The organism is Streptomyces lichenis, assembly GCF_023218175.1.
In the GTDB taxonomy this organism is placed as follows: Bacteria; Actinomycetota; Actinomycetes; order Streptomycetales; family Streptomycetaceae; genus Streptomyces; species Streptomyces lichenis.
On the sequence record NZ_JALPTH010000001.1, the window covers coordinates 381,666 to 395,833 of the forward strand.

General features: G+C 68.2%; 7 protein-coding genes. 5 read left to right on the forward strand and 2 right to left on the reverse strand.

The genetic code is table 11. The annotated features are described in order from the left end of the window. The first annotated feature begins 591 nt into the window (after window positions 1–591). Both M1O15_RS01560 and M1O15_RS01565 read left to right on the forward strand, forming a co-directional pair. A complete protein-coding gene (locus M1O15_RS01560; protein WP_372499330.1) occupies window positions 592–6,786 on the forward strand; it encodes an RHS repeat-associated core domain-containing protein in 6,195 nt (2,064 codons plus the stop codon). 897 nt (window positions 6,787–7,683) lie between these two features. Further along, the gene (locus tag M1O15_RS01565; RefSeq protein ID WP_248631304.1) at window positions 7,684–8,451 is read left to right on the forward strand and encodes a DUF5131 family protein; all 768 of its coding nucleotides are present in this window, start codon (window positions 7,684–7,686) and stop codon (window positions 8,449–8,451) included. Window positions 8,452–8,552: 101 nt separating this feature from the next. Here the strand turns inward: M1O15_RS01565 and M1O15_RS01570 are convergent, their stop codons facing one another. Beyond that, complete coding sequence (locus M1O15_RS01570) at window positions 8,553–9,674, reverse strand: three-Cys-motif partner protein TcmP (protein ID WP_248631305.1); 1,122 nt, start codon at window positions 9,672–9,674, stop codon at window positions 8,553–8,555. 669 nt (window positions 9,675–10,343) lie between these two features. Between M1O15_RS01570 and M1O15_RS01580 the strand changes: the two genes are divergently transcribed. The 3 genes from M1O15_RS01580 to M1O15_RS01590 all read left to right on the forward strand — a co-directional run bounded on the left by M1O15_RS01580 (window position 10,344) and on the right by M1O15_RS01590 (window position 12,222). After that, window positions 10,344–10,637 (forward strand): site-specific integrase, encoded by a 294-nt coding sequence (locus tag M1O15_RS01580; RefSeq protein ID WP_248631348.1) that lies wholly within the window; start codon window positions 10,344–10,346, stop codon window positions 10,635–10,637. Between the two features lie 383 nt (window positions 10,638–11,020). Beyond that, window positions 11,021–11,323, forward strand: coding sequence for a helix-turn-helix domain-containing protein (locus tag M1O15_RS01585; RefSeq protein ID WP_248631306.1), 303 nt, complete (start codon window positions 11,021–11,023; stop codon window positions 11,321–11,323). A 131-nt stretch (window positions 11,324–11,454) separates the two neighbouring features. Continuing rightward, window positions 11,455–12,222 carry a tyrosine-type recombinase/integrase gene (locus M1O15_RS01590; protein ID WP_248631307.1) on the forward strand — a complete coding sequence of 256 codons (768 nt, stop codon included), beginning with the start codon at window positions 11,455–11,457 and terminating at the stop codon, window positions 12,220–12,222. Between the two features lie 141 nt (window positions 12,223–12,363). Here the strand turns inward: M1O15_RS01590 and M1O15_RS01595 are convergent, their stop codons facing one another. After that, window positions 12,364–13,893, reverse strand: a complete 1,530-nt coding sequence (locus M1O15_RS01595; protein WP_248631308.1) for a helix-turn-helix domain-containing protein — start codon at window positions 13,891–13,893, stop codon at window positions 12,364–12,366. Between the last annotated feature and the right edge of the window lie 275 nt (window positions 13,894–14,168).

The following is a 14,168-nucleotide window of genomic DNA, read 5'->3' on the forward strand; positions in this document are numbered from 1 at the left end:
GGTCTCATAGCCCCGGCTGGTCATGATGACTGACCCGGCTTCTCCTTTGTCCTCATGGCGCGTGAGATGGCTGGGCTGCGTGGCGCGGGGAGCGCCGGCGGCGAAGGGGTGGTGTCACGGTGCCACCAGGTCGGCGACGCAGCGAGGCCACGAGGATGCGGTGGCTGCTGATGGTCGGTTGATGCGCGGTCGTGGCAGGGTCCAGGCGTGGAACGGGGCCTTCGCCTGGCTCCTCCAGTTCAAACGGCTACGGACTCGCTACGAAGGGCACGCTGGCCTTCGTCTCGGCGTGCTCCAACTCGTCTGCACCGGCGTCTGCTTGCGAAAATTCCGAACCTGATACTGGAATGATCAGTCGTAAGAGACGTAGATCACTTTACTTTGGGGAACTCTAAAGGCGATCTTGCCCTTCTTGCCGGGATTAGTCACCTTTTCCTCCCCGGTATCTTCACATTGACCTCACGAGGTGATGTCGATGTACTCGTTTGAGACCGAGGGATCATGACGATTCATATACCTGCGCCGGAGGAGCGCGGGCGGCCTTGGTCCAGGGGGAATCTGCGCTGCATAGCGGGGAGTCTTGCTCTGGCCTTGTCCGTCACGCTGCTCGACGGCACTGTCGCGATGGCCACACCGGGCCGGGCACCTGCCGCGCCGGAGAAGCCGGCTGTCACCCAGGCGGCGGACATTCCGTCCGCGCGAGTCGCCTCCCGCTTGTCGGGCAAGCGGGTGGAGGCGCTGTCGGAGCGCACGGAAACCTCCACGACATGGGTGAACAAGGACGGTTCGCTCACCACCGAGCTGACGGCGGGCCCGGTCCGCTTCCGGGACGACGCAACCGGTGACTGGCGCGATGTCGATCTGAGCCTTGTCGGCGTGGCTGATGGCGGAGTTGAGCCGAAGGCCCATCCTCGCGGTCTGAGACTGGCCGGCAAGACCGGTACCCCGGCCACCTCCCTGAAGGCGGCGCAGTCGGCAAAGGCCACCGATCTGGTGACCCTCGGCGAAGGCGACGAGCAGATCACGTTGCAGTGGAAGGGCGGCCTGCCCGCCCCGAAGCTGGAAGGCACGCGTGCCGAGTACGTCAACGCCGTTCCGGGCGCTGACGTGGTGGTCGAGGCGACCCGTACCGGTTACGAGCAGTTCGTCGAGATCAAGCAGAAGCCCGCCGCTGACGGCTACACCTACACGCTGCCGCTGAAGGCCAAGGGCCTGAAGGTAGAGCAGCAGTCCGATGGCAGCGTGCTGTTCACGGACAAGAAGAACAAGAAGACCGCGGTCATGCCCGCCCCGGTGATGTGGGATGCGGCCCTCGACCCTGCTTCGGGCCAGCACGCTCGCCAGGCCAAGGTCGGCATGAAGGTCGTCAAGACCAAGGGCGGCGTGGATCTCGTCCTCACCCCGGACCCCGAATTCCTCGCTGATCCGGCGACGAAGTACCCCGTGACGGTCGACCCGTCGACCTCGTCCTTGTCGAACGTTTTCGACACCTACGTGCAGCAGGGCACGACCGTCGACTGGTCCACGGACGTCGAGCTGGACCTGGGCAACCCGGGCACGAAGAACGCCGACGGCACGTTCCGCACGGCGCGTTCGTTCATCTCGTGGAACACCGCGCCGATTGCCGACGCTCTGGTGACGGACGCCAAGCTGTCGCTGTGGAACATCCACTCCGCCAACTACACCGGGTCCTCCTGCCCCACGCAGCCGTGGGAGGTGTGGTCCACCGGAGCCGCGAGCACCTCGTCGCGGTGGACGGCGCAGCCGGCGTGGACTGCGAAGAAAGCCACCTCTTCGGAGACCCGTGGCAATCCGTCCTGCAGCGCGCAGCCGGACGGCTGGATCAACGCCAATGTCACCACGATGGTGCAGGAGTGGGCATCTGCCAAGGCCGCCAAGTCCCACATGGGTCTGCGTGCCTCCGACGAGAACGTCACAAGCCAGTGGAAGATCGTCAACTCCGCCAACGCCGCCTCGAACCCGCCGAAGCTCGTCGTCACCTACAACTACCGGCCGCGCACCGGGACGAAGCAGGAGGCGGGCCCGCCGTTCTTCTCCTACAACGGCGCCTATGTGGTCAACACCGCGACGCCGACGCTGCGGGACACGTTCGTCGACCCCAATGGTGACAAGGTCAACGGCACCTTCCAGATCTTCGACTCCGCGACCAACGCCCAGGTCGGCAACGTCATCGTCTCCCCCTGGGTGAATTCCGGGCAGGTCGCCTCCGTGACCGTCCCCGCCGGGGTCCTCACCAACGGCAAGACGTACAAGTTCCGCACCAGCCCGTACGACGGCGCGCACTACAATGTGGGCTGGTCGGAGTGGAAGACCTTCACGGTCGACACCACCTCGCCCATCGCTCCGACGAGCATCACCTCGACGGACTACCCGTCAACCTCCTGGGTCAAGGGCGCAGGCCAGCCCGGCACCTTCACCGTCACCCCGAGCGGCACCGACCACAACTGGCTGGAATGGTCGCTCGACGGCGTGACGTGGAGCAAGGTCGCCACCGCCGGTTCCACGGCCGTCAAGGAGATCTCCCTCTCCCCGCCCAAGGACGGCACCCACACCCTCCAGGTCCGACAGGTCGACAAGGCCGACAACAAGTCCGAGCCAATCGAGTACACCTTCCACGCCGGACCCGGCGGATTCGTCCAACCCGCCGACGGCGAACGCACCGCACGCCGACTGCCGCTGGTCGCCGAGGCCGACGGCAGCAAGTACAACGCGGTGGCCTTCTCCTGGCGCCGCTCCGAGGCCGACCCGTGGACGCGTATCCCCGCAGGTGACGTCACCTCCGGCGGCACTGCGCTGACCGCGTGGCCTGTGGCCATGACGGGCGGCAAGAACAGCCCTCTGGTGTGGAACGCCACCGACACCGTCGACCCCGACGGCACTGTCCAGATCAAGGCCGACTTCACCGGACCGAACTCCGCCGGCGGCAGCACCCAGCCCCTTTCGGTCGTCGTCGACCGCAACGCCTCCGGTGCGGCCACGGACGAGATCGGTCCCGGCTCGGTGAACCTGCTGACGGGGGACTACACGCTGTCCGCCGGCGACGCCTCGGCCTTCGGGCTGTCGGTGTCCCGCACGGCTTCCTCCCGCACTCCGGACAAGGGCGCCAAGCAGGAGGGCCAGGCAGCGATCTTCGGTAAGGAATGGGTCTCCGGCACCGTCGCCGAGGCGACTCAGTCGGACTACTCGCACATGCGGCGAATCTCCGACACGGCCGTCGCGGTCGTCGAGTCGGAAGGCGAAGAGACCTCCTTCACCGCCAACGCGGCGAAGACCGGGTGGATCGCCGAGACCGGTTCCGAGGACCTCACCCTGACCGGCAGCGTAAGCGGATCGTTCACGCTCACCGACACCGAGGGCACGGTCACCCAGTTCGCCAAGCCTGACGCCGCCTCCACTACCTGGCAGGTCTCCTCCACGCTGCTGGACGGCCTGTCCCACACCACCACCACGGTGGTGTCCGAGACGGTGACCGTGGACGGCAAGAAGCTGGCCCGACCCAAGCGGGTCATCGCCCCGACCTCGGGCGCATCGGCTGCGACATGCACGGCGACGCCCTCCACCAGGGGCTGCCGGTCGCTGGAGTTCGTCTACGCCGCCTCCACCACCGCCACAGCAGTGGCCCTGGGGGACTTCGCCGGCCAGGTGAAGGAGATCCGGCTGTGGTCCACCGAACCCGGTGCCGCCGCGGCCACCTCCAAGGCCGTGCAGACGTACGCCTACGACGCGTCCGGGCGCATGCGCCAGGCCTGGAATCCGCAGATCAGCCCGGCGCTGAAGAGCGAGTACTCCTACGACGCGGCGGGCCGGGTCACCGGTCTGACGTCCGCCGGGGAACTTCCCTGGACCTTCACCTACGGAAAGGCCGGCGACGCCGCCACCGCCGGTGACGGCATGCTCCTCAAGGCGTCCCGTTCCGCCCTCCAGCCGGGCACCAAGGACGTCGAGTCCGGCACCGCGTCCACCTCGCTCGTGTACGACGTGCCGCTGACCGGCACCGCCGCCCCGTACAAGATGGGCGCGGCGGACGTGAAGGCATGGGGACAGCTGGACACCCCGACCGACGCGACCGCCGTCTTCCCCGCCGACTCGGTCCCGGCCGCGAACGCGGGCAGCGCTCTGACCGCGGGCTCCTACACGCGCGCCACGATCACCTATATGGGTGTTTCCGGGCGTTCGGTCAACAGTGCCGCCCCCGGCGGCCGCATCTCCACCACGGAGTACGACCGCTTCGGCAACACGGTGCGCGAGCTGTCTGCCGGCAATCGCGAGGTCGCCCTCGGCAGCAGTGCCGCGGACGACGCCGTCCAGGCCGAGCTCGGTATCGCCCAGCTTCCCACAGCCGAGCGGGCCGACCTGCTGGCCACCAAGTCGGTCTACAACGAGACGGGTACCCGGGAGCTTGAGGAGGTCGGTCCGCTGCGGCGGATCGACCTCACCGCCGACCTGAAGTCCGGAACCACCACCCTGGTGTCCGCTGGTACCTCGGTGACGGGCCGTTCGAGGACGGTCAACGAGTACGACGCCGGGCGTCCCACCGACGGCACGGCCAAGGTCAAGGACCAGATCACCAAGGTCACCAGCGGTGCCCAGGTGCGTGAGCATCCCACTGTCCTCGGTGAGGCCCGTCTCACCCAGACGGTGTATGACTGGGCCAAGGGCCTGCCCACCCAGACGGTCAAGGACCCGGGTGGTCTCGCGATCACCGAGACCACCGAGTATGACGATCAGGGCCGCATCACCAAGCAGCGGCTGCCCGGCGCCACCGGCACCGACGCAGCGACCCGGGTGACCACCTACTGGTCCGCCACCGGTACGGGCACCTGCCAGGGCCGACCCGAGTGGGCCGACCTGGTCTGCTCCACCGGCCCGGCCGGTGCCATCACCGGCGGCGGCTCCAACCCGACGCAGTTGCCGACCACCACCACCGAATACAGCTGGTGGGGTGGCCCGGCGAAGGTGGCCGAGACCGTCAATTCCGTCACCCGCACCACCACGACCACCTACGACAACGCCGGCCGTCCCACCAAGATCGCGATCACCGGCGGCCTCGGCCAGGCGGTCCCGGAGGCGACGACCGAGTACGACCCGGCCACGGGGCGCGCGGTCAAGACGGTCTCCCCGACCGGGGGCACCATCACCAAGGTGTTCGACAAGCTCGGCCGCCAGATGTCCTACACGGACGCCGACGGCGGTATCACCACCACCGAGTACGACCTGCTCGACCGCCCGGTCAAGGTCACCGACAACGCGCCCTCGACCGTCACCTACGCCTACGACACCGCTGTCGAACCGCGCGGCCTGGCCACGAAGACCACCGACTCCATCGCCGGCGTCTTCCAAGCCACCTACGACGCGGACGGCTCGGTAGCGAGCGAGAAACTGCCCGGCGGCTACACCCTCACCACCACCGAGGACACCACCGGGGCCACGCTGAACCGCTCCTACCAGCGTGACAGCGACGGCACCCTCGTCTACGCGGACACCGTGACCGAGTCCATCCACGGCCAGGTCACCAGCCACGCCGGCTGGTCCGACCAGACGTACCGCTACGACACCACCGGCCGCCTCACCACGGTCGAGGACACCGCGGACACGGTCTGCACGCGCCGTGCCTACACGTTCGACGCACGCACCAACCGCAAGTCCCTCACCACGACCGCAGCAGCCCCCGGCCTGGACTGCACCACCACCGGAGGAACCACCACCAGCCACACCTACGACAGCGCCGACCGCCTCGTCGACGCCGGCTACGTCTACGACGCGTTCGGCCGCACCACCTCGGTCCCCGGCAACGGCACGCTCGGCTACTACGCCAACGACCTTGCCTACCAGCAGACCGCGAACGGCCAGCGGCAGACCTGGCAGCTCGACGCCGCCCAACGGTTCCGCTCCTGGAAGACCGAAACCGGCAGCGGCAGCACCTGGACCCAGACCGGCTCCAAGCTGAACCACTACGATGGTGACGGCGACAACCCCCGCTGGATCACCGAGGACACCGCCACCGGCACGCTGACCCGCAACGTCGAGTCCGCCACCGGCGACCTCGCCGCCACCACGAGCAAGACCGGCGACACCGTCCTGCAACTCACCACCATCCACGGCGACGTGGCCCTCCAGCTCCCGTTGGACACCGGCAAGGCCCCCGTCGTCCTCGACAACGACGAGTACGGCAATCCGCGGACCGGCCAGGCAGCCACCCGCTACAACTGGCTCGGGGCCAAGCAGCGCTCCACCGAGACGCTCACCGGTCTCACCCTCATGGGCGTCCGCCTCTACAACGCGAGCACCGGTCGCTTCCTCTCCCTCGACCCTGTCTACGGCGGCGGCGCCAACGCCTACGCCTATCCGGGGGACCCCGTCAACGAGTACGACCTCGACGGCAAGTGGTGGAGCTGGAAGAAGGCCAAGCGCTGGGTCAAGCGGCACCGCGTCGGTATCGCGGCGACGGCGGCCGGTATCGGCTGTGGCCTGTTCACCGCAGGACTCGCCGCGGCGGGTTGCGCGGTCGTCGCCGGCGCAGCTGCCGGTGCCGGTGCCAAGTGGTACTGGAACCGTAAGGCATCCGTCGGCTCCATCGCCCGCGCAGGTGTGGCCGGGGCCACCGGCATCGGTCCCTTCGGCTCCGTCTGGGGCGCCATCGGCCGCTGGGGCGTGAAGAGGGCCGTCACCCGATGGGCCGTCAAGCGCTACCCTGCGCGCGGGAACCATCGCGCGGTCTACCGAAGCCACCGCAAGAAGTCATCGTGGTGGTCGTGGCGACGGTGATCTAGCCTCCCCCCGATCCGGTTCCCTTGGGTCCCACCAAGGGAACCGGATCGACCATGAGCAAAGAATGTGGAGTTGAAATGAGAGAATCTCGAAAGAATTCAGTGGCGTTCTTCCTTCTGGGTGTGCTCGCTTTCCTGACGGGAGCCGTCTTCTGGATCGCGTCGGGGAGAGCTTCAGCGACGGTGACTTTCGTCTGCTCATCCGTTGTGTTCGCCGGAGCGTGGTTCTTTGAGCGAACCACGAAGCGGAGCGAAGAAGGCTGAGGATCAACATTCGTATACGGCGGAACCGAAGCTGATGCGACTCGATCGCTGACGGCTCAAGACCGCGACTGCGGGCCCGGCTTACGACCAGTAGGCCGGGCCCACACATGGGTACTTCACGCGATGTCCTTACTACCGCTACTTGCTGGCTTGGCTCCAGCTTCATGGCCGTCGCCATAACAGGCCCAAGAGCGCAAGGCGAGTCATCCGGTCGCTACGCGATGCCTCCTCCATGACGAGGATCTGGCAGATGACCTGGACGCCGTTCCCAGCGCTGGAGCCGGGTCCGTGGGGATCGCCGGAGCGAAGCGTCAGCGAGCGCCGTGGCGACTCCCGCGTCGCCAATGCTCGGCGGGCTCAGGCCGGGCGGGGCTCAGGCAGCTGAACGGCTGGGGGCCGGCATCACGCCCGCGTCCACCCTCGTCCGTCGAACCCTACGGCGTGATCGACGCGAGCCGAGACAACCAGTAGCTTCAAACCAAGGTTCGAACGGCGGGGTTGCGAGAGGAGACAGCATCGAGCGGATACCGGCGTATCCACCCCGGTACTCCTGCGGGAAAGGCATCGTTAGGCAGCACACCGCGGTCGCCTGTCGTCGGGGCGCCACGGGGACGAGAGCGGGAGGGGAGCGGTGAGCGACCGCAGTTCGATTGAATGGACCGAAGCGACCTGGAATCCGACCACGGGGTGCGACCGGGTGTCGGCGGGGTGCGACAACTGCTACGCCCTGGTCCTGGCCAAGCGCCTGAAGGCGATGGGGTCGGCGAAGTACCAGAACGATGGTGATGGCCGCACGTCCGGCCCCGGGTTCGCCCTGACGGTGCATCCGCAGGCGCTGACCGTACCGCTGAAGTGGGCCACCCCGCGGACGGTCTTCGTCAACTCCATGAGCGACCTGTTCCACGCCCGCGTCCCACTGGACTACGTGCGGCGCGTCTTCGAGGTGATGGCCTCCACCCCGCAGCACACCTACCAGGTACTGACCAAGCGGGCCCGCCGAGTGCGGCAGGTCGCCGACCGGCTGGACTGGCCGGAGAACCTGTGGATGGGCGTGTCCGTGGAAAGCGCCAAGGAGCTGCCACGGGTGGAGGACCTGCGGCTTGTCCCGGCCGCCGTACGGTTCTTGTCCTGCGAGCCGCTCCTCGGACCGCTTCCCGATCTGGACGTGACCGGGATCGACTGGGTGATCGTCGGAGGCGAGTCCGGCACCGGTGCCCGTCCCATGGACCTCGGATGGGCGGGCGACATCGTCGCAACGTGCCGGGCCTCCGGCACGGCCGTGTTCGTCAAGCAGTTGGGATCGTGCTGGAACAAGGCGCACCACAAGGACATCGGCCGGTTCCCGGAGTCCCTGCGGGTGCGGGAGTACCCCCGGACGACGCCCCGGGTCCCCGCCTGATCGCGCGAGGTCACTCGCAGCGGCCCCGGCCTCGATCATCACCAGAGGACAGGGGCCGTTGCGTTCCGACGTGATCGGGCTCTGCGGCCAACGGCGGTGCGTCAGGACCGCACGGGCGCCGGCAGGCCGACCACGCTCTTGGTCGTCAGCTTCCCTGGTGACTGGACGACCAGGGAGCCTTCCTGGCGCATCAGCCGAGCGGCTCTGAGAGCGTGCGTGGGCATCCAGCGGCTGGTCTCGGTCAGCAGCCACCGCCCAACGGTCTCCACGGAGACGTCCCCTTGCCAGAGCAGCTGGGTGACGAGCTCCACGAGCTCCGGATCAATGGCCTCCTCCATCTGGAACAGGTCGATCTGTCCGGCGACTGCGCTTCCGCGATTGCGCGGGTCGCGGAAGCTCTCACCATCGCGGTCGTCGACCTTCCACATCGCTTCCTTCATCGCCTTCAGTCCAGCAGGACTTCCGGTACCGAAGACCAGGTAGAGCGGCTGCCCTGTGCGCGGCACCAGCTGGAATTGCAGCTGGTAGCCGAACCCCGCCCGCTTCAAGGCGTTGCGGTAGATACCCAGCCATGCCCGCCACCGTTCGTCGGGCCGGGCCTCGTCGGCGGCCGGCCGCCAGAATCCGCGGCCGCCGAAGACGGTGTCGAGGATGTCCGCGTTCAGCTCCTCCCGGCGGCTGAACCAGTTCGGGCCGAAGGTCGTGATGACCTCGCTGGACCGGTTGTGCGCGATACGGCCCATGACCTCCAGCGGCACGTTCACACTGCCCCAGCTGTCGAAAATCCCCAGGATCGGGTTGCCCCACGCGCCCAGCCCGGTGAGGATCGGCAGGCTGTCCTTCCCGGCCTCACCGCGCCGGACCTCCACCCGCACCGGCAGATCGGCCAAGGGACCGAACACCGCGACCAGCTCGGACACCAGGTGCTCGTAGCGCGCCGGGTCGCGCTCAATGAACACCAGATGCACCCGGTTTCGGCTCAGGTGCATGCGCTCCACCGCGTCGTGGTGGAGCAACCGGTCCAGGATGAACACGGGTGAGCCCGGCTCCCCACCCTCGTACCGGCCGGGCCCGGCGAACGCGTCCAGCAACGTCACCCGTGGGAAGGCGAACCCGGTGCGCTGCGAGGTCTGCAGCAAGATCGGCCACCAGGCGTCCAAGTACCGCTGGTACAGCCTGTGCTTGGCTGCCGTTGCTGGCTCCAGCTTCCACAGCACCCCCATGCCGCCCTCCCCGTTCCACTCGATCCGCCAATGGCGTGATTGTCCGATAACGCGCTGTGATGCGGAAGAGGGCGGTGAGAGGCCGATCCACGGGATCTCCGAGGGTGCACAAAGGGGTGACTCCGCGGCAGGTGGCGCCGCTGCCTGAACAGTCCGTCCCTACGGTATGGCGCGTGATCACCGACGTCGTACCTGAAGGAGATCGGCGACCATGACCGAGACCAGTCCGGACGGCGATTCTTCCTCGCCCACGGTGCCGCTTTGGGAATTGCAGGAGACGGCCGCGGTCGGCAATCCGGTGGGTGTCATCGGAACGCTGCTGGCGGCCTTCCATTTCGCGTACCTGTTCGCCAGGTCCTGGCTCGCCACTGCTCCTGGAGCAGGCTCCTCGCTCTCGCCCCGGCGATGCTCCTGGCCGTACGGGGCCCCGTTCGCCGGCTGGGAGCCCTTCCCGGCGTACGACGACGGGGTGCCGGCCCGGGTACGGCTGGACGTGGTGGGCGGCGAGCAGCCACTGGACCGCCCGGTAGCCGGGTGGACACCCCCCCCGGGGCGGCCGGCTGGCGCCGCGGCGCCGCTCCACCGGACGCGGACGCCCACGGAGACGGTTCTCAGTCACAGAGCGGCCTCGTTCTGCGGGCCTTCCTGGCTTCCATCGCTCTCGCGGCCATGCGTCCGGAAGAAGCCCTGGCGCTGCGCGTTCGAGACATGGAAATCACAGAAGACGGCGCCAGTTGGCTTCCGGTCCACCCTCAGGCACAAGAGCGCCGCGAGAAGGATTCGGACCACGCGGGCGTCGTACGGCGTGTTCCCGTCTGCCGCGAGTTGGCGGCGATCTTGAAGGAGGAAGCCATCCGGCGCGATCTCCACCCGGAAGACGCGATGTTCGTTCTCGACGATGGACGACTGCTGACCGCCGAGGTCTACCGGAAGGTCTGGCGGCAAGGTTTTGCAGGCGCATGAAATCGACTCGCCGCTCGGTAGGCACGTCTCGGCTCTCCGTGACGCACGCATCGCGGAGTGGCTGAAGAACAGCGACGAAACGGTGGGGCACATCCTTGCGGTGGCCGAATGTGCCGGAATGAGCGCTCCCCGCCTCGCCGAATGCTTCGCGTGCTGCCTCCGCAAGCCGACACGGGACGAAATTCCGTGGGGTCGACTCGAAGCTGAATTGACCCTTGCAGTCCTGCCGAGCCAGCCGACTTCGACTGCGCGGCGTCCGTAGCGGGACACCGGGTCGCGGTCTGTCCGCGCTTCTTCCCTGCCTCACGACAGGCAACGGCTGGGCGGACCAATGGTTTCCGCCCAGCCTGGCTCGCCTCTCCCGTCCCTCACAGAGAACCCAGATGCCTGCACGACCCTTGCCTTCCCCCACTGCTTCCTCCGCGGCGGTACGCACGGCCGTCCTGACCGTGAAGGATGCCGCCGATTACCTCGGCCTCTCACCCCACACCCTCTATGTCTGGCGCCACCGCCGGCAGGGACCGCCGAGCTTCCGCATGGGCCCTCGCGGTCGCGTCATGTACCGAGTGGAAGCCCTCGACGCCTGGGTCCGAGAACAGGAGCAGGCCGACTCCCGCTCCAACCCCGCCCTCAACCCACTCAGCGTCCCGCCCGCAGGAGCGTTCCGCCCGCTTACCACCGCCTGACACAGCCTCCTGCGCCGTAGAACGCCGCCGTCACCCTCATCACAAAGGAGTTCCACCTGGCCGGCTACATAGAAGACCGATGGCTGAAGAAGCGCCCGAACCCGAAAACCGGCAAACGCGACCGCACCGACATGTACGGCAAGTGCACCCGCTACCGAGTCAAGGGCATCCCCGGCGTCAAGGACCGTTCCTTCGATGCACTCCAGGACGCCAAGACCTGGCTCGCCCAGGCCCAGACCGATGCACGTCGAGGCGAGTTCGTCGATCCCCGGGACGGGGCCATCTCCCTCCCCCAAGGGGAAGCGCTCGGACTCTCAGCGGACGATATCGACTTCGAGAAGGAAGTCGTCCACGTCCGGCGGCAGATCAAGATGGTGCGAGCGAAACTGTGCTTCGCGCTTCCGAAGGGCCGCAAGGTGCGGGACGTGCCGCTGCCAGCCAGCGTGGCCCGGGCAATCCGGCAGCACATGGAGCAGTTCGCGCCGATCCCGGTCACGCTGCCCTGGGACGACCCGACTCCGGCCGAAACGCCGGTGGAGGCCAAACACCGACGGCCGAGGACCTACAGCCTCCTGGCGACGGGACGCGAGCGGAAGGCCATCAACCGGAACTACTTCAACTCCTACGTGTGGAAGCCCGCATTGGCCACGGCGGGTGTGATCGCCGCGCTGGACGAGGGAGCCGATGGTGCTCGCGTGTGGGAGCCGTCCCGGGAGCACGGCTTCCACGCCCTGCGCCACTTCTTCGCCTCCGAGGAACTGGAGGCTGGCGAATCGGTCGTCTCCCTGGCACGCTGGCTGGGGCACTCGGACCCTGGGTTCACGCTGCGGAAGTACTCCCACTTCCTGCCCCGCGCCGGCGCACGAGGTAGCGCCGCCATCGACGTGATCTTCGCGTAGCCACGATCGGTCCGCTGGGCCCGTGGAGTGGCTCGTAGCCCGCCGCAGGCCCAAAGTCCCGGAGAAGTCCCAGACATGCCGCCGCACCCCGCCCTCACCCACCGAGCAGCAGGTCAGACGGGGCGCGGCGACACCCAGGTCTCAGATGTCGCGGAAGATCTCGATCTGCGCCCCCACCGAGTTCAGCCGCTCGGCCAGGTCCTCGTAGCCGCGGTTGATGACATAGACGTTGCGGAGCACCGACGTGCCCTCGGCGGCCATCATCGCCAGGAGGACGACCACGGCCGGGCGCAGGGCGGGCGGGCACATCATCTCGGCGGCGCGCCAGCGGGTGGGGCCCTCGACCAGGACGCGGTGGGGGTCCAGGAGCTGGAGGCGGCCGCCGAGGCGGTTGAGGTCGGTGAGGTAGATGGCCCGGTTGTCGTAGACCCAGTCGTGGATGAGGGTCTGGCCCTGGGCGGTGGCCGCGATGGCCGCGAAGAAGGGCACGTTGTCGATGTTCAGGCCGGGGAACGGCATGGGGTGGATCTTGTCGATCGGCGCTTCGAGTTTGGAGGGGCGGACGGTGAGGTCCACCAGGCGGGTGCGGCCGTTGTCGGCGGCGTACTCGCCGGAGCGGTCGTGGTCCAGGCCCATCTCCTCCAGGACCGCGAGCTCGATCTCCAGGAACTCGATGGGCACCCGGCGGATCGTCAGCTCCGACTCGGTGACCACCGCGGCGGCGAGCAGGCTCATCGCCTCGACCGGGTCCTCGGAGGGGGAGTAGTCCACGTCCACGTCGATCTGCGGGACGCCGTGGACGGTGAGGGTGGTGGTGCCGATGCCGTCGACCCGTACGCCCAGGGCTTCGAGGAAGAAGCAGAGGTCCTGGACCATGTAGTTGGAGGAGGCGTTGCGGATGACGGTGGTGCCGTCGTGGCGGGCGGCGGCGAGCAGGGCGTTCTCGGTGACGGTGTCGCCGCGCTCGGTGAGGACGATCGGGCGGTCGGGGACCGCGTCCCGGTCGACCTCGGCGTGGTACAGGCCCTCGGTGGCGGTGATGTCCAGGCCGAACCGGCGCAGCGCGATCATGTGCGGCTCGATGGTGCGGGTGCCCAGGTCGCAGCCGCCGGCGTAGGGCAGCTTGAACTGGCGCAGCCGGTGCAGCAGCGGGCCGAGGAACATGATGATGGAGCGGGTGCGGCGGGCCGCGTCGGCGTCGATGGCGGCCATGTCCAGGTGACCGGGCGGGATGATCTCCAGGTCGAGCCCGTCGTTGATCCAGCGGGTGCGGACGCCGATGGAGTTGAGGACTTCGAGGAGGCGGTAGACCTCCTCGATGCGGGCGACCCGGCGCAGGGTGGTGCGGCCCTTGTTGAGCAGGGAGGCGCACAGCAGGGCGACACAGGCGTTCTTGCTGGTCTTGACGTCGATGGCGCCGGAGAGCCGTCGGCCGCCGACCACCCGCAGATGCATGGGCCCGGAGTAGCCCAGGGACACGATCTCGCTGTCGAGCGCCTCACCGATGCGCGCGATCATCTCAAGGCTGATGTTCTGGTTGCCGCGCTCGATGCGGTTGACGGCACTCTGACTGGTGGCCAGCGCCTCGGCGAGCTGCGTCTGCGTCCAGCCGCGATGCTGGCGGGCGTCACGGATGAGCTTGCCGATGCGTACGAGGTAGTCGTCTGACATGGCGGCAGGTTATCTCAGATATGAGATGACCTCGCGCCGGGGGTGGTCGAACGAGTGACGGCCGAAAGGGTCGGCCCGGTGCGTGCGTCCCGGCCCCATGGTGGGACGGGGGAGAGAGGTGCGCGCGCGGGGGGCGGCCGGACGGGTGGCCGACGGGCGGTACGGGGTGGAGTGGCGGGGTACCCGGGACGGGAGGCCGCGCGGGGCGGCGCGGTGCGACCGGCGCCCTGCCTTCCGGCGTATCCCGGGGAGGGCGGGCCGGCTCTTCGGCATGC

Coding starts and splice junctions, on each gene's coding strand:
- M1O15_RS01570 (WP_248631305.1), bottom strand. CDS start 9,674: ATGGGGGTGCTGTGGAAGCTGGAGCCAGCAACGGCAGCCAAGCACAGG.
- M1O15_RS01580 (WP_248631348.1), top strand. CDS start 10,344: ATGCGTCCGGAAGAAGCCCTGGCGCTGCGCGTTCGAGACATGGAAATC.
- M1O15_RS01585 (WP_248631306.1), top strand. CDS start 11,021: ATGCCTGCACGACCCTTGCCTTCCCCCACTGCTTCCTCCGCGGCGGTA.
- M1O15_RS01590 (WP_248631307.1), top strand. CDS start 11,455: ATGTACGGCAAGTGCACCCGCTACCGAGTCAAGGGCATCCCCGGCGTC.
- M1O15_RS01595 (WP_248631308.1), bottom strand. CDS start 13,893: ATGTCAGACGACTACCTCGTACGCATCGGCAAGCTCATCCGTGACGCC.